15 protein-coding genes, 1 tRNA gene and 2 pseudogenes are annotated in these 16,707 nt (G+C 48.0%); 10 read left to right on the top strand and 8 right to left on the bottom strand.

Annotated features, from left to right (window positions below; translation table 11 throughout):
- Positions 1 to 5: 5 nt before the first annotated feature.
- The 3 genes and pseudogenes from H9Q79_RS18675 to H9Q79_RS12760 form a co-directional block, all read right to left on the bottom strand.
- Positions 6 to 71, bottom strand: a pseudogene (locus H9Q79_RS18675) (zinc-ribbon domain-containing protein); the annotation flags it as partial.
- 20 nt (positions 72 to 91) lie between these two features.
- Positions 92 to 796, bottom strand: coding sequence for a hypothetical protein (locus H9Q79_RS12755; protein WP_249328451.1), 705 nt, complete (start codon positions 794 to 796; stop codon positions 92 to 94).
- Between the two features lie 105 nt (positions 797 to 901).
- Positions 902 to 2,632: an ABC transporter ATP-binding protein gene (locus H9Q79_RS12760; RefSeq protein WP_118648101.1), complete on the bottom strand. Its 1,731-nt coding sequence runs from the start codon at positions 2,630 to 2,632 to the stop codon at positions 902 to 904.
- A 310-nt stretch (positions 2,633 to 2,942) separates the two neighbouring features.
- On the opposite strand from H9Q79_RS12760, the gene H9Q79_RS12765 reads away from it, so the two are divergent.
- Positions 2,943 to 3,599 carry an HD domain-containing protein gene (locus tag H9Q79_RS12765; RefSeq protein ID WP_249328452.1) on the top strand — a complete coding sequence of 219 codons (657 nt, stop codon included), beginning with the start codon at positions 2,943 to 2,945 and terminating at the stop codon, positions 3,597 to 3,599.
- Positions 3,600 to 3,718: 119 nt separating this feature from the next.
- Here the strand turns inward: H9Q79_RS12765 and H9Q79_RS12770 are convergent.
- The 3 genes and pseudogenes from H9Q79_RS12770 to trmB all read right to left on the bottom strand — a co-directional run bounded on the left by H9Q79_RS12770 (position 3,719) and on the right by trmB (position 5,058).
- Positions 3,719 to 3,791 (bottom strand) — tRNA-Lys (locus H9Q79_RS12770).
- 83 nt (positions 3,792 to 3,874) lie between these two features.
- Positions 3,875 to 4,225: pseudogene (trxA, locus tag H9Q79_RS12775) on the bottom strand (thioredoxin); the annotation flags it as partial.
- A 176-nt stretch (positions 4,226 to 4,401) separates the two neighbouring features.
- Positions 4,402 to 5,058 (bottom strand): tRNA (guanosine(46)-N7)-methyltransferase TrmB, encoded by a 657-nt coding sequence (gene trmB, locus H9Q79_RS12780; protein ID WP_249328453.1) that lies wholly within the window; start codon positions 5,056 to 5,058, stop codon positions 4,402 to 4,404.
- A 199-nt stretch (positions 5,059 to 5,257) separates the two neighbouring features.
- On the opposite strand from trmB, the gene H9Q79_RS12785 reads away from it, so the two are divergent.
- From H9Q79_RS12785 to H9Q79_RS12825, 9 genes are all read left to right on the top strand, one after another.
- Entirely contained in the window at positions 5,258 to 5,569 is a 312-nt protein-coding gene (locus tag H9Q79_RS12785) for a hypothetical protein (RefSeq protein ID WP_118648067.1), read from the top strand.
- A 4-nt stretch (positions 5,570 to 5,573) separates the two neighbouring features.
- A complete protein-coding gene (locus H9Q79_RS12790) occupies positions 5,574 to 6,614 on the top strand; it encodes a V0D/AC39 family V-type ATPase subunit (protein WP_147371507.1) in 1,041 nt (346 codons plus the stop codon).
- A gap of 30 nt (positions 6,615 to 6,644) precedes the next feature.
- Positions 6,645 to 8,582: a V-type ATP synthase subunit I gene (locus H9Q79_RS12795; protein WP_249328454.1), complete on the top strand. Its 1,938-nt coding sequence runs from the start codon at positions 6,645 to 6,647 to the stop codon at positions 8,580 to 8,582.
- A 62-nt stretch (positions 8,583 to 8,644) separates the two neighbouring features.
- Positions 8,645 to 9,073, top strand: coding sequence for an ATP synthase subunit C (locus H9Q79_RS12800; RefSeq protein WP_118648071.1), 429 nt, complete (start codon positions 8,645 to 8,647; stop codon positions 9,071 to 9,073).
- Positions 9,074 to 9,091: 18 nt separating this feature from the next.
- A complete protein-coding gene (locus H9Q79_RS12805; RefSeq protein WP_118648073.1) occupies positions 9,092 to 9,400 on the top strand; it encodes a V-type ATP synthase subunit F in 309 nt (102 codons plus the stop codon).
- A gap of 14 nt (positions 9,401 to 9,414) precedes the next feature.
- Positions 9,415 to 10,002 (top strand): V-type ATP synthase subunit E, encoded by a 588-nt coding sequence (locus H9Q79_RS12810; RefSeq protein ID WP_147371508.1) that lies wholly within the window; start codon positions 9,415 to 9,417, stop codon positions 10,000 to 10,002.
- The gene (locus H9Q79_RS12815; protein ID WP_118648077.1) at positions 9,995 to 11,770 is read left to right on the top strand and encodes a V-type ATP synthase subunit A; all 1,776 of its coding nucleotides are present in this window, start codon (positions 9,995 to 9,997) and stop codon (positions 11,768 to 11,770) included. The genes H9Q79_RS12810 and H9Q79_RS12815 overlap by 8 nt, the downstream gene beginning before the upstream one ends.
- A 15-nt stretch (positions 11,771 to 11,785) precedes the next feature.
- Complete coding sequence (locus H9Q79_RS12820) at positions 11,786 to 13,213, top strand: V-type ATP synthase subunit B (protein ID WP_118648079.1); 1,428 nt, start codon at positions 11,786 to 11,788, stop codon at positions 13,211 to 13,213.
- A 17-nt stretch (positions 13,214 to 13,230) separates the two neighbouring features.
- Entirely contained in the window at positions 13,231 to 13,851 is a 621-nt protein-coding gene (locus H9Q79_RS12825) for a V-type ATP synthase subunit D (protein WP_249328455.1), read from the top strand.
- A 580-nt stretch (positions 13,852 to 14,431) separates the two neighbouring features.
- Here the strand turns inward: H9Q79_RS12825 and trxB are convergent.
- Both trxB and H9Q79_RS12835 read right to left on the bottom strand, forming a co-directional pair.
- Positions 14,432 to 15,358, bottom strand: a complete 927-nt coding sequence (gene trxB, locus H9Q79_RS12830) for a thioredoxin-disulfide reductase (RefSeq protein ID WP_118648081.1) — start codon at positions 15,356 to 15,358, stop codon at positions 14,432 to 14,434.
- A gap of 12 nt (positions 15,359 to 15,370) precedes the next feature.
- Complete coding sequence (locus H9Q79_RS12835; protein WP_249328456.1) at positions 15,371 to 16,639, bottom strand: hypothetical protein; 1,269 nt, start codon at positions 16,637 to 16,639, stop codon at positions 15,371 to 15,373.
- Positions 16,640 to 16,707 lie beyond the last annotated feature (68 nt).

The raw sequence follows: 16,707 nt of genomic DNA on the forward strand, positions 1-16,707 counted from the left end.
AGCTTTTTTCCGCACCCGGAACAGAAATGAGAGTTTTCTGAATTGTCATAACCACAATAAGGACATTTCATCTCTTCATCCTCACCTTCTTTTACTGTTGGCTGATGGCCGCCGCCAGATCATTATACTGGCTCAGCAGATCGTCAGAATCGAATTTCAGCTTTCCATCCTCTAGTTTCCAGTTGCTTTGATGTTCTGATAAAAAGGTAACTGCCTCCTCCCTGCTGGCAATCATGGCTTCAACACTTTCCTTCGCTGTCTTAAGCTCCTCCGCTGAATACATAAAATTCACCCGCAGGTTTTCCAGCGCCAGCTTCCTGTACAGCTGCTCAAAATAACTGCTCAGCCCCTTTTTCTCTATGGCTGCCATAATCATTTCTTCCCCGGCCATCTCTTCCAGCTTCTGAAAAGCTTCATCCGCTGTCCGCCGCTTCTCTGACAGATATTCCGCAGAGTTTTTAAATTCAGGCCCATCGGCCTCTATATTCTCCACGCTCAGCAGATCTGAGAATTCCTGATCCTGAAAAAGTGTCCTGACCGTCTTCAGGTTTTCAATATAATCAGACATATAATCCTTGATGGTCTGCTCTATTTCCGCGTAGCTGCCGTTCGTGTAAATTTCCTCATCAATGACATCCTCGTCTATATCCATCCGGACAATTTTCGCCGTCTCATCGTTCAGCTGATTTACCTGACTCATTGTGAGAAACAAAACCCCCGCCGCCAGCAGAATGATGACTGCCACTATCAGTAACACCGCAATTTTCTTGCCTTTCCTTCTTTTCTTCTTCCGCATGGGGCCGTATCCTCCGTTGCTCTCATTCTTTCGGATTACTTTTTTGTTTAATATTACTACAGCTTCAGGTGAAATTCAACTGTTGGTTTGCCAGGGCGCCTCACATCAGAATTGGAGCTGATACAGATGTGCGTATACACCGTTTCTCTCCAGCAGTTCCTTGTGTGTGCCCTCCTCCGCTATGCCGTCCTCCGTCAGCACCAGAATTCTGCGCGCATTCCGGATCGTAGACAGCCTGTGGGCGATGACAAACGTCGTACGGTTCCTTGCCAGGCTTTCCAGTGATTCCTGTACTACCCGTTCACTTTCGTTATCCAGAGCTGATGTAGCCTCATCAAATATAAGCACCGGAGGATTTTTCAGAAATACTCTGGCAATGGAAAGTCTCTGCTTCTGTCCTCCCGACAGCTTCACACCCCTCTGTCCGATATCTGTCTGGTATCCTTCCGGCATACTCATAATAAACTCATGGGCATTTGCCGCCCTGGCCGCGGCAACCACTTCCTCATCCGTGGCATCTGGACGCCCATACCGGATATTCTCGATAATCGTGCCTGCGAACAGATAAACATCCTGCTGCACAATTCCGATCTGGCTTCTGAGGTCCTTCAGGCAGATATCCTTCACATCCGTCCCGTCCAGACGTACTGTCCCGCCTGTCGTATCGTAGAATCTGGGGATCAGACTGCACAAAGTGGTTTTACCGGCCCCCGAACTGCCCACCAGCGCCACATATTCCCCCTCCTTCACCGACAGGTTTACATCCCGCAGCACTTCCTCCGGATTATCTTCATAATGAAAGCACACATGATCGAACTCTACCTCACCCCGGGCGCGCTCTACATGCACGGCGTCCGGCCTGTCAGCGATATCGGGAGCGATATTCATGATCTCCCGGAATCTCTCATAACCAGAATACCCATTCTGAAACTGCTCTGTAAAATCTACCAGCCTCTTCACAGGCTCTGTAAAATTATTAATATACAAAAGAAACGTCACCAGATCTGCCGCTGAAAGCTGCTGCTCCGTCATCAGAAAAGCGCCCGCAATCAAAGATCCGACCGTAATCAGCGTGGAAAAAGCGCCCATCCCGGAATTATAAAATCCCATATACCAATAGCTTTTCCTTTTGGACTGGACAAAACGGCTGTTTCCTACCTCGAATTTCCGCATTTCCTCCGTCTCATTTCCAAAAGACTTCACTACCCGGATTCCTGACAGGCTGTCTTCAATCTGCCCGTTAATATCCGCGATTTTTCTCCTATTATCCTTAAATGCGTTCTTCATCTTCCCGTTGAGAAATACTGCATAAACCACCATGGCGGCCACGATCAGAATCGGAACCAGGGCCAGCTTCGGATTGATGGTCAGAAGGATCACAAACGCTCCGATCAGCTTAATGCAGGAAATTACAATGTTCTCCGGCCCATGATGCAGAAGCTCGCTGATATCAAACAGATCACTGGTAACCCTGGAAAGCAGATGCCCCACCTTCTGGTTGTCAAAAAAGGCAAACGACAGCTTCTGATAGTGGCCGAATATTTCCTGCCTCATATCATGCTCGATCTTCGCTCCCATAATATGCCCGAAATAAGAGATATAAAAATTACATCCCAGCTCCACCAGAATCATCACAACCATCAGAATCCCCAGCTTCATAATCAGGCCGGTAGCCTCCTGAAGCGGCCGGTTCACCACAGAACCCGTAATATAGCGGACGATCAGCGGAATCGCCAGCGTCACAGCCGCTCCCAGGATCGCAAAAAACATATCCGAATAAAACAGCCCTTTATAAGGTTTATAGTAAGTTACCATTTTTTTAAGATTCTCACGCATCGCCTGCACTTCCCCCATCTCATCCCTGATACGTTGTCAGAGTATAAATGATGGATACAGTATAACAAATCCCAGGCAACTTTCCAACTATTAGTTCCTGTCTCTCTGGAAAACCGGAAAAGCCAAAGGTTCTGCAGACAAAAACAGGGTATGAATCCGGCCAGTCTGACGGAGAGTCTGCTTCTTTATGACCAGAGGATTTAACAAACAATTTACATTCTTCTGATGATTAATACTCATACATGCGGTTATGATGATATTTACAGGGCAAAATTTATAGAATAAACGCAAGAATAAAAGGAGAAAACAATTGACGTACAAAGAATTAAAGAAAACAGAAGAGATCAACACATATATTGAGCAGGGCAACCTCGTACTGGGAGCCATGGGCTTCACGGAGCATTCCGGCGTTCACGCATCTAAGGTGGCAGTTACAGCCGGAAATATTCTGCAGGAGCTGGGATATGATGACCATCAGATAGAGCTGGCCCGGATGGCCGGCTATCTCCACGATATCGGAAACAGCATTAACCGGGAAGACCACGCACACACCGGCGCCCTGATGGCATTTCAGCTTTTGCGGGAAATGAATATGAGCCCGGCAGACATCGCAATTATCATCACCGCCATCGGCAACCATGACGAGAAATCCGGCGCCGCCGTAGATCCCGTCTCTGCCGCCATCATCCTGGCCGACAAGACCGACGTCCGCCGCAACCGGGTGCGCAATAAAATCAAGGCCACCTTCGACAAGCACGACAGGGTCAACTATGCCGCAGCCGCTTCCAGTCTGGAAATCAACATTGAGAAAAAACAGATCACATTAAATATCGAACTGGATGAACAGATTTGTTCAATTATGGATTATTTTGAGATATTCCTTCAGCGAATGCTGATGTGCCGCAGAGCGGCGGAGATATTGGGGCTTAAGTTCAAGGTGATGGCAAACGGACACAAGGTGGGTTAAAAACAGCAGAGTCCGCCGGGGTAGCTGATCCGTCCGCCCTGAAAAGCCGCAAACCCGCAGAAACGCAAAAAAAACACCGCCCCCGGTGCTCTTTTCGTCATCGAAAACAGTGCTTTCCATGCGCCTTCAGGGACTCGAACCCTGGACAAATAGATTAAGAGTCTACTGCTCTACCAACTGAGCTAAAGGCGCTTATGTCTTACGTTATTTTTGTAACGCAAGACTCATTATAATAGATTGCCGCGGAAAAATCAACCCCTTTTTTTACAAATTCTTTATTTTTTTAAAGCTCTGTTTATCTCTTCCTCCAGCCCTTCTTCATCCATACCGCCTACTGCTGATCCGGCCAGGGCCCCGTCCTTGAAAAACAGGAAGGTGGGAATGGACATCACGCGGAACTGTGCCGCTATGTTAGGAGCTTTATCCACGTTCAATTTGCAGAACTTAATGTCTGTCATGGTTTCGGACAGCTCTTCAAGGATAGGTGTCATCATTTTACACGGGCCGCACCAGTCCGCATACATGTCCACTACGATATCCCCTGTTGTATCCAGTACTTCAGCTTCAAAATTACCTTCGTTCACTTCTTTTACCATCTTGTTTTCTCCTTTTCTTATTTTTTCTTTTTTTTCTCTATCTTCTTTAACATCGTGTTCAGTTCACTCATGGATTTCTGTATTCTTGCCACCTGACTGCTTCGGCCTGACGCTTCATACTCCAACTGTGAGATCTTTCCCCTGACTCCGGAATTTTTTTTCATATTGAACACTTGCCTTTTTCTTTATCATATGTTTTCCCCGCGTCATTTGACAGAGCCGGGCCGGGCTGTCAGTTTGCAGATCGGGTTGCCCATGACGGAAAACTTTTCCTCATATTCCGTCATAACATTTCCTATATTAAGGATAGGGTCATTATGCAGATCAAAAGTAAAGCTTTCCAGGCTCCAGCCCCGCTCCCGTATCTCTTCCAGCGAAAAATCAAACAGCTCCCTGTTGTCAGTCTTAAATTCCACTGTTCCGCCTTCCGGCAGAAGCCGTTCATAGCGCCGCAAGAATTCCCTGGAGGTCAGCCGGCGTTTTGCGTGGCGCTCCTTGGGCCAGGGGTCTGAAAAGTTCAGATATATTTTCTCCACCTCTCCTTTTGAGAACACCTCCGGAAGCTCTCTCGCATCCATACGGATAAAACGGAAATTCCCTTCCGTATTCTCAAGCGACTCTGCTTTCTGTATTGCCCGGAGAAGCACGCTGCTGTACATTTCTATCCCTATATAATTGACCTCTGAATGCAGCCCGGCCATTTCCATCAGAAAACGGCCCTTACCCATTCCAACCTCTATATGGATAGGATTGTCATTTTTAAAGATTGTATTCCATTTTCCCTTGATTCCTTCCGGATTCTGGATACAGAAGAAATTTTCGGCAATGGCCTCTCTCGAACCAGGTATATTTCTTAAGCGCAATTTCCCATGCCTCCGTTAAATTATTAACATACAGGTGAACAATTTTCAGCATTTATTGTCCGTAAACTACAGTTTACTATATAAATTGCCAAAATAAAAGATTAAATAAAAGATTTTAAAAAGAAAAGCTAGCTTTTTCTATTTCGAAGGTATATGATAGGCAGTAGCAAAAATGAAATGAGTCACCGGAGGTGAAAAAATGGACACTGTAATCAACAAATTATCTGAGATTGAAGTTGCAGCATCCAGGATACTGGAAGGCGCCGCAAATCAGAAAAAAGTCTTAGACCAGCAGCAGGAAGAACAGATTGCAGAATATGACCAGCAGATCGACAAGGAAACCGCTGCCGAGATTGCCAGACTTCAGCAGGAACTTTCTGTTTCCATGGATTCTGAATTACAAAAGCTCAAGCAGAGCTCGGAACATGCGCTTCAGTCTCTGGAGACCTATTATAAAGAAAATCACGAAACGCTTGTAGAACAAATTTATGAGAAAATAATAAGGAAGTGATTGTTTGCGAGGTTTAATGTCCTATAGCGGACTTACGACGAAAATCCGCGCCATGCAAAGCCATCTTCTGACCACAGAGAATTACCGGGAGATCGTGGAACTGCCAAGTGTGCCCGCCGCCGTAGCATATCTGAGGCAAAAGCCTTCCTATGCGGCAATCCTGTCGGCTGCCGGCGAGACGGAGCTGCACCGCGGAGAAATCGAGAAGATGCTTCGCCAGAGCATCTACCATGACTTTACTAAGATCTACAGCTTTGCTAATCTAAAACAGCGGAAATTCCTGGATCTGTACTTTATGCGGTATGAGGTTTATTTCCTCAAAGTCTGCCTGACCAATATTTTTGATCATCGGAATGCTCCTCTGGATCTGTCAGCTTTTGAATCGTTTTTTACGAAGCACTCACGGCTGAATTTCCAACTGCTGACCGCTTCTTCCACGCCGGAAGAATTCCTGGCCAATCTGAAAAGCTCCGAATACTACATTCCGCTGTCCAATATCAAGAACGTGGATCAGCCAACGCTGTTCGACTACGAAATGGCGCTGGATCTTTACTATTTCCGGAAATTGTGGAAAGAAAAAGATAAAGTCATTCATGAGGAAAAGTCCAATGGACTGACCCGTATCCTGGGCTCCAAATTTGATATGCTGAATATCCAGTGGATCTACCGCTGTAAGCGGTATTATCACATGGATCATGCAGATATATACGCTCTGCTGATACCTGTCAATTACCATATCAGCAGGCAGCAGACCAGAGAAATGGTAGAAGCAGAGGATCTGGACGCTCTGGAAGCTGTCATAAGCCGCAGTTACTACGCGAAGCATTATGAAAATTTTACAGAAGCATCCCTGGAATCCATGTATGCGGAGATCCTGAAGCATATACTAAGTTCAGGCTCCAGGCAGGAACCATATTCTGTAACAACTGTTTACTCCTACCTCTATCACAAAGAACATGAGGTGGACCGTCTGATCATAGCGCTTGAATGCGTGCGGTATCAGGTTTCTCCGGAAGAAGCCATGACTCACGTCGCATGCCGCTAAGCCTGAACTAAAAACCGGAGGTGTTTAACTGTGATCGTCAAGATGAAATTTCTTAGTATCACCGGTCCAAAAGCAGATATTGACCGAGTCGTCGAGCGATATTTGTCAAAATATGAGATTCATCTGGAAAATGCACTGGCCGAATTAAAGACCGTACAGAATCTGACTCCATACATTCAGATCAATCCTTATAAGGAAAAACTGAAACTGGCCGAAGATTATACAGAGCTTCTCCCGGAACAGAACCGGCAGACCGGAAAATCAATGTCCCTGGAACAGGCGGTTGCCTGTATACAGCAAACCGACCGGACTTTGGCAAAGCTAAAGGAAGAACGGACTGAACTGGAAGCCAAACGGAATAAATACCGGGAGCTGTCCGCCAAGATAGAGCCGTTTCAGGATATCCCCTGCAGCCTCTCTTCCCTGCTGGATTTCAAATTCATCCGTTTCCGCTTTGGCAAGATTCCGAAGGAATATTACACAAAATTTGAGAATTATATTTACGAAAATTCTGACACGGTATTTTACCGCTGCCACTCCGACAGCCAGTATGTATGGGGTGTTTATTTCAGCCCCAAGGATCAGATCAGCCGGATTGACGCCCTGTATGCGTCGATGCATTTTGAAAGGATCTATCTGCCGGACGAATACGAGGGCATTCCCGAAGAGGCTTATCACAAGCTGATTTCAGATACCGCAAGGACGGAAGAAGGTATCCGCTCCTGCGACGACCGGATGGCCGATTATCTGAACTCACATGCTTCGGAATTGGTAGGTGCGAAAAACAGGCTATCCGATATGTCAGAGAATTTTGATGTGAGGAAATTGGCCGCCTGTACGAAATCAAAAGCAGAGACCTTCTATATCCTGTGCGGCTGGATGTCCGCCAGAGACGCAGAGGCCTTTCAGAAGGAGATCTCAGATGATCCCAACCTATACTGTTTTGTGGAGGATAACAATAACAATATTCTGAGCCAGACTCCTACAAAGCTAAAAAATCCCAGGTTTTTCAAGCCTTTTGAAATGTTTGTAAAGATGTATGGCCTGCCGGGTTACAATGAATTCGACCCCACCATTTATCTGGCCATCACCTACTCCTTCATCTTCGGCATTATGTTCGGAGACGCGGGTCAGGGACTCTGCTTTGTGATCGGCGGCTTTTTAATCTACCATTTTAAAAAAGTACCACTGGCCGCGATTATGGGAACAGCCGGAATATTCTCCGTCATATGGGGGCTTGTGTACAACAGCTTTTTTGGATTTGAGGGCTTCTTCCCTTACGAACCGCTTATTCACGCTAAAGACGACATGCTCACCCTGCCGGGGCTGGGCAGTCTGAATACGGTGTTCGTCCTGGCAATCGCTTTCGGAATGTTCATGATCCTGTTTGACATCATCCTGAGCATCGTAAACGCGGTAAAGCAAAAAGACAAGGAAAATATATGGTTCAGCCAGAACGCCCTTGCAGGTCTTGTCTTCTATGGCACGATCGTTGCGCTGGTGTTCCTGATCATGACGGGAAACGGAGGTCTGAATACGCTGCTTCCAATACTGATCGTGCTGATCGCCGTTTCACTGATCGTCATTTTCCTGAAAGAAATGCTGAGCAGAATAGCCATGAAGCGCAGACCGGCCATCGAAGGCGGCAAGGGAATGTATTTTGTCCAGGCATTTTTTGAGACATTCGAGACAGTCTTAAGCTTCCTGTCCAATACGCTGTCCTACGTCCGTATCGGCGCCTATGCAGTCAGCCATGTGGCAATGATGCAGGTAGTCATGATGCTGGCCGGGGCTGAAAGCGGCGGAGCCCCCAATATGGTTGTTGTCATTCTGGGCAACGCATTCGTCGCAGCGATGGAAGGCCTGATGGTCGCCATCCAGGTACTCCGTCTGGAATATTACGAGATGTTCAGCCGTTTCTACAAAGGAAACGGAAGAGAATTTAAGCCCTTCCTGAAAAAAAATTGAGGAACGCTATAAAATGGTTTTGCTATTATTTTATTTAAGATAAATTAAGGAGGATTATCATTATGACAACATTCATTCAGATTCTTACAGCGGCAGCTCTGGTATTAAGCATCATCATCCCGTTTAGCTATTATTTTCTTGGGGATCATAACAAGAAACGTTACAAAAAAACACTTGGCATTAACTGTCTTGCATTTTTCGGAATACTAATGGTCGCCGCGGTCGTAACCCTGGCGGGAGCTTCCTCTGTATCGGCGGCCACCGACGGCATGAGCACAGGCGCAGGAATGGGCTTCATCGGAGCCGCTCTGGCTACCGGCCTTTCAGGCATTGGCTCCGGCATCGGCGTTGCCAGCTCCGCCAGCGCGGCACTGGGCGCGATCAGCGAAGACGGTTCTATCTTCGGTAAATCCCTGATCTTCGTAGCCATGGCCGAAGGTATCGCATTATACGGCCTGATCATTTCCTTCATGATTATCGGTAAACTTTGATCACCTGGAGGCAGCGCCATGAAAATGTACTTAATCAGTGACAATGTGGATACACAGACTGGTATGAGGCTTGCCGGCGTCGAGGGCGTTGTCGTTCACGAGCGTGACGAACTCCGGCAGGCCCTGGAGACAACATTGGCCGATAAAAGCATTGGCATCATTCTGCTGACTGAGAAATTCGGGCGTGAATTCCCGGATATCATAGACGATGTCAAGCTGAACCATAAGCTTCCCCTCATCATTGAGATTCCGGACCGTCACGGTACCGGGCGGAAAGCAGATTTTATCACATCCTATGTAAATGAAGCAATCGGACTGAAACTGTAAGGTAGGTGAAGGATTTGACAACTGAAGAAAAGTTAGAAAATTTTTATAACCATTCCATAGAGAGCGCCCACAATGAGGCAGAACGTCTGATTAACGAACATCAGGCCGCTCTGGACCAGCTGTTTTCAGAGCATCAGGAGACGAAGAAACGTCAGGCCGCCGCAGAGCTGGCAGCTGAAAAGGAAAAGCTGAAGCGTGAGAATAACAAAACTCTCTCAACGGAACAGCTCCAGATCAAACGGACGCTTTCCCTGAAGAACATGGAATTGAAGAATAAACTGTTTGCTGAAGTAGAAGAAAAGCTCCTGGCATTTAAGAAGACCCCCGAATATGAGACCTATCTCTGTCAGAAAATTAAGGCGGCTTCGGATTTTGCCCAGAGCAGCGCTATTGAATTTTATCTGGACGCATCAGACAGCGCTCTCTCAGATACGATTTCCCGGAAAGCCGGCGTACCCATCCAGATCTATCCTGAAAAATTCATGGGCGGCCTCCGGGCAGTTATCCCGGAAAAACATATACTGATTGATAATTCCTTTGCCGCCATGCTGCAGGAGGAACGTGATTCTTTCATATTCGAGGGAGGACACGTACATGAGTGAGAAAAAAACAGGAATTATCTACGGAATCAATGGACCTGTCGTCTATCTGAAGGGCAACACGGGCTTTAAGATGTCCGAGATGGTCTATGTAGGCGAAGAACATCTGGTGGGAGAAGTCATCGGACTGACAAGAGACACCACCACCATTCAGGTTTTTGAAGAAACTACCGGCCTGAGACCCGGCGCCATGGTGGAAGCAACCGGAGACGCCATATCCGTCCTTCTGGGCCCCGGTATTTTGAATAATATTTTTGACGGAATTGAACGTCCTCTTTCCGAAATTGCAAAGCAATCCGGTAAGTACATCACGCGGGGAGTCAATGTTGATTCTCTGGACACCCAGAAAAAATGGCCTGTTACCATGAAAGTGGCCCCAGGTGATACAGTCATGGGCGGAACAATCATTGCCGAGACTCCTGAGACTCAGAGTATCATCCACAAATCAATGGTACCCCCGGCTGTACATCAGGCAACCGTCACCTGGGTAGCCCCCGACGGGGATTACACCATTCTAGACCCAATTGTCAGACTGGAGCTTCATGACGGGACCGAACAGGAAATTTCCCTGTGTCAGAAATGGCCGATCCGTATTCCAAGGCCAACGGCCAAGAGGTATCCTGCCTCAGAGCCTCTGATCACCGGACAGCGTATCCTGGATACCATGTTTCCTATCGCCAAGGGCGGCACTGCTGCCATTCCCGGCGGTTTCGGGACCGGTAAAACCATGACTCAGCATCAGATCGCTAAGTGGTCTAACGCGGATATCATTATCTATATTGGCTGCGGAGAACGCGGCAACGAAATGACACAGGTATTGGAGGAATTCTCTGAGCTGGTGGATCCACGTTCCGGCAACCTGCTGATGGACCGTACCGCGCTGATCGCGAATACGTCTAATATGCCTGTAGCCGCCCGTGAGGCTTCCATTTACACCGGGCTGACTCTGGCCGAATACTACCGTGATATGGGCTATGACGTGGCAATTATGGCTGATTCCACCTCCCGTTGGGCCGAAGCTCTCCGAGAGCTTTCCGGACGTCTGGAGGAGATGCCCGCCGAGGAAGGCTATCCCGCTTATCTGGCTTCCAGGCTGTCAGCATTCTATGAACGCGCCGGGATGATGCAGAACCTAAACGGCACTGAGGGCAGCGTATCCATCATCGGGGCCGTATCCCCTCAGGGCGGCGACTTTTCAGAGCCCGTCACCATGAATACCAAGCGTTATGTCCGCTGCTTCTGGGGCCTGGACAAATCGCTGGCCTACGCCCGCCATTTCCCGGCCATCCATTGGCTGACCAGTTACAGCGAGTATCTCGGAGACCTGTCTCCCTGGTATAAGGACCACGTGAACAAAAACTTTGTAGACGACCGGAACCAAATTATGGGGCTTCTGAATCAGGAAAGCTCTCTGATGGAGATCGTCAAGCTGATCGGAGGAGACGTACTTCCCGACGACCAGAAGCTGGTGCTGGAAATCGCCCGGGTAATCCGCCTGGGATTCCTGCAGCAGAACGCCTTCCATAAGGATGACACCTGCGTGCCCTTAATTAAACAGTTCCAGATGATGGAAACCATCCTTTACCTCTACAAGAAATCAAAAGCCCTGGTCACCATGGGACACCCCATGTCCGTACTGAAGGAAAGCGACATCTTTGACCGGGTGATTTCTATAAAATATGATGTTCCCAATGACAAACCCGAACAGTTTGCCGACTATAAAAAAGCAATTGACAAGTTTTACGATGAAGTGCTGGAAAAGAACGCATAAAGGAGGGAACCAGCAATGTCTATTGAATATTTAGGCTTGAGCGAAATTAACGGCCCTCTCGTTGTTCTTGAGGGCGTAGAAAATGTTGCCTATGAAGAAATGGTGGAATTCACCATTGAAAACGGCACTAAAAAACTGGGGCGGATCATTGCAGCTTATGAGGATAAAGCCCTGATCCAGGTATTTGAAGGTACAGAAAACATGTCCCTGAAAAACACCCGCACCCATCTGACCGGCCATCCCATGGAAATCGCACTTTCGGAGGATATCCTGGGCCGTACCTTTGACGGCATCGGCCAGCCTATCGACGGGCTGGGTCCGATCACCTCCGACACGAAAATAAATGTGAACGGTCTGCCTCTGAACCCGGTAACCCGGAAGTATCCCCGTAACTACATCAGAACCGGTATATCCGCCATTGACGGACTGACCACTCTGATCCGGGGACAGAAGCTTCCGATCTTTTCCGGAAACGGACTGCCTCACGACAATCTGGCAGCCCAGATCGTTCAGCAGGCATCTCTTGGCGGCGATACTGATGAAAAATTTGCAATCGTTTTCGCCGCCATGGGCGTTAAATATGACGTGGCTGATTTCTTCCGCAAGACCTTTGAGGAAAGCGGAGTCTCTGACCACGTGGTCATGTTCCTGAACCTGGCCAACGACCCGGTAGTCGAACGTCTGATTACGCCGAAGGTAGCCCTGACGGCCGCTGAATATCTGGCCTTTGAAAAGGGCATGCATATTCTGGTCATACTGACGGATATCACTTCCTTCTGTGAGGCTATGCGTGAGGTTTCCTCTTCAAAGGGTGAAATTCCATCCCGTAAGGGCTACCCCGGCTACCTGTACAGTGAGCTGGCGTCTCTGTATGAACGGGCCGGCATTGTCCGCGGAGGCGAGGGATCTGTGACCCAGATCCCGATCCTGACCATGCCCAATGACGATATTACCCACCCAATCCCTGACCTGACCGGCTACATCACCGAGGGCCAGATCGTACTGGACCGTCAGCTACACGGCCAGTCAATTTATCCGCCCATTTCCGTGCTGCCCTCCCTGTCCCGTCTGATGAAGGACGGCATAGGCGAAGGCTATACCCGCGCAGATCACCAGGATGTAGCGAACCAGCTTTTTTCCTGCTACGCCAAAGTGGGCGACGCCAGGGCGCTGGCATCCGTCATCGGTGAAGATGAGCTTTCACCGCTGGATAAAAAATATCTGATATTTGGCACACAATTTGAGAAATGTTTTATCGGCCAGGGCGCCGACGAAAACCGTACCATAGAAGAAACACTGGATATCGGCTGGAAGCTCCTGGGACTCCTTCCGAAGGAAGAACTGGACCGTATCGATACGAAGGTTCTGGATCAGTATTATCAGCCCACAGAACACGACGCAATCGCGGAGGCAAAGGCAGAAGCAGAAGCTATGAACCGCTAAGTGAAAGGGGGAATTTTATGGATCCGAATACATTTCCTACCAAGGGCAATCTGATACTGGCAAAGAATTCCCTTGCTCTCGCCAACATGGGCTACGACCTGATGGATAAAAAGCGGAATATTCTGATCCGGGAGATGATGGATCTGATCGACAAAGCCAAAGAAATACAGTCTCAGATCGACCGCACGTTCCGAGAAGCCTATTCCGCCCTGCAAAAAGCCAATATGGACAACGGCATCAGCTATGTACAGACCATCTCCTACACGGTGCCAGTGGAAACATCCATACGGATCAAGACCCGCAGCATCATGGGAGTGGAAATCCCTCTGGCCGAGGCCGACCAGTCCGGTACTGCTCCTACCTATGCTTTCTACACCACAAGAGAATCCATGGATAAAGCCAGGATCGCTTTTACGAAGGTAAAGGAATTATCCATTGAACTGTCCATGGTAGAAAACTCTGCTTACCGTCTGGCAATCGCGATCAAAAAGACACAGAAACGGGCCAATGCCTTGAAAAACATTACGATCCCTCATTATAAACAGCTGTCAAAGGATATCTCGGAGGCACTGGAGGAAAAGGAACGTGAGGAATTTACAAGGCTGAAAGTGATAAAAAGAATGCAGCAGAATCAATAAATACAGCCTGGCAGGGTACAGTGCCGAGCCTTAAACTCTTCTACAGACAGCTTTAGCCTGAAGAAAAGAGGGCCCGTCCCATACTCTGCCAGACTTTTTAATTATTGCTTACGTCCATCATTAAAAATAGAATTCCTCTGCTAATAAACACTTGAAATTTGCCGGAATCGGCAAGCTCCCGCCCTTCACCCTCCCTATATACAACTCTATCGTATACTTTCTGACAATTTCAAATTTAACTTTACAATTCCAGCCCGTTTTCCGCCACCTTTTCCAATAATTTGACATTCTTTTTGTCAAGGTTTTTTCCCGGTTTTTTTCCACAGAAATACGATTTGGGACATGTTACCAAAACGTCCGTTCCGCTTTTTCTTTATGTAAAGTAGTATTTTTCACTCTAATTCCGGTGGATAATGTGGATAACTTCGTGTATAACTTTACTTTTGCCCTGTTTCTGCGATTTTTCAATGTGGATAACTTTTCGCTATCCACATTGATTGGATTTTCCATTTTATTACATTTTTCGACGGCATTTGTGCAGTTTCACGAAATTAAAATTTTTTATACAATTTAACACAATTTATATGTTCTGAGTCAGCAGATAATTCTGAGCTGATGTCACACAGTTTGCCCCATCTGACGCAGCCGTTACAATCTGTCTAAGCTGCTTCGTCCTGACGTCCCCTGCAGCGAATACGCCCGGTACGCTCGTCACACCGTCTTCAGCAGCCTTTATATAGCCGCCTTCATCCAGCTCCAGCTTTCCCTGTACGAGGGCGTTATTGGGCAGAATTCCGACGGCTATAAAGCACCCGTCTACAGGCAGCTTTTCTTTCGCGCCTGTCTTAACGTTCTCCAACTGCAGGGCTTCCACCTGTTCCACTCCTTCAATTGACCTCACAACGCTGTCCCAGATAATCTCTACGTTCGGCAGAGCCATCAGGCGCTCCTGGAGGATTCTTGCAGAACGCAGGCTGTCACGGCGATGGATCAGATATACCTTCTTGCAGCCTCTCGCCAGGAAGATCGCATCCTCTACAGCCACATCTCCGCCGCCTACTACGGCGGCCACTTTATCTTTAAAGAAAGCTCCGTCGCAGGTGGCACAGTAGGACACGCCCATGCCTCCGAATTCATCTTCTCCCGGAACCTGAAGCTTTCTGTGGCCGGCACCGGTAGCCAGGATCAGTGTTCTCGCCTGATATAGGTTTTTTTTCGTGCGAACGGTCTTAATCTCTCCCTCCAGTTCCAGGTCCAAAACCTTTTCCCTGACAAATTCGCTTCCCATCTGATCTGCATGGCCCCGCAGCGTTGTTCCCAGGTCCATTCCACTGATCCCCGGAAGCCCGGGATAATTATCCACTTCATAAGTATTCACCACCTGGCCGCCGCTCACGTAGCTGGCCTCAATCACCAGAGTAGTCAGCTTCGCGCGCTGGGCGTATATTGCCGCACTCAGACCGGCGGGACCGCTCCCTATGATAATCAGATCATAGATTTCTTCCATTTTACTTCCTCCTTAAGAAATATTTCCAGTTTCGCTGTCTGTTTCTCCCGCCAATTCCACATCCTCATTATTCACTACCTTGATGCCGCGGACCAGATGCAGTAATCCGTCTACGGTGACCTCTGTATAATCAACCCGGGATTCATTCAGGTAACAAGTATAAGTAACCAGATGAGTCTCCTCATCTTCCTTTTTCTCCCACTCGTCATCGCCCGCCAACGCGAGAAAATCATCCTCCGGCATGCCAAGAGTGATTCCCCCGGCTATGACAATCGGCACCTTTGTCGTGTCCAAATCTCCATACAGTGTTGTCACAAAACAATTGGAAACTGTGGTAGCCTCTTCTCCATAATTATTTACTACCGCATAAAGCTTAACTCCGTTTTTCTCCAGGGTGACACAGCCATATTTGCCATACATCACAGCATAATCAGATTCTGCTTCATTGAGCACCCAGCCATTTTTTTCAAATACAGCAACCGGGGCCGGAAGCTGATAAAACTGGCCGTCATATTCTACAACAAAGTCTCCCAATACATCCCCCTGCCCTTCAGGGGCTGTATAATTCTGCACTTCTTCCGTAGGATTGCTGCTGACACTGGCTACATCCATTCCTTCCGTATTCCTCATGTTCTTCATATCCATCCGTGCCAGGATGCCTGTATCCTTCGCAAATCCCAGCTGGACTGACCGGTACATTCCATATTCGTAAGTCAGCAGTACCTCTTTTTCCCCCTCAAACCGGTCCACCGGCTCTCCGTAGGCTTTTACCGCCTCTTCCAGTGTGGATTTCTGTAAGGTAATCCCTCCCGGCAAATCCACATAGATGCCAGCCCCCTCCGACGCTGAAGAATCAATCTGTAAACCGGCAATATAGCAGTCGGACACCGGCTGAGCGGTAGTCCTGGGATTCATAATGTCTACAGTCAGGGAATTCCCACTCTGTTCAAAAATTTCGCCCTGAAGATAGGACTCTGAATCGACAGTCAGCTCTCCATCCCCCTGATAATCCCATCCCATGTCTTCAAATGCCTGCCATTCCATGGGCAGCTGATAATTCTCACCCCAGATTGCAATGGTAAAGCTGCTCAGGTCCTCCGGCAGATCCACGGCATATTCTGGAATCTCCTCCCCCGGCAGCTCCACGTCCTCCAGGGAATCCTTGGGTTCCCCATCCTCCAGGGAAGTGGTGCTCAGAGTCAGCGGAATCTCTTCTTTTTCACGGCAGCCAGCCATGAGCACAGCCCCGGCCAGCACAAGGAGCCCGATATATTTTTTCATAGAACTTTATCCTCTCTATAAAATATGATAACTGTTCAGTTTCTTATATCCAACCTGATTTTAACATA

Origin of the sequence: Wansuia hejianensis, assembly GCF_014337215.1 — a bacterium.
In the GTDB taxonomy this organism is placed as follows: Bacteria; Bacillota; Clostridia; order Lachnospirales; family Lachnospiraceae; genus Scatomonas; species Scatomonas hejianensis.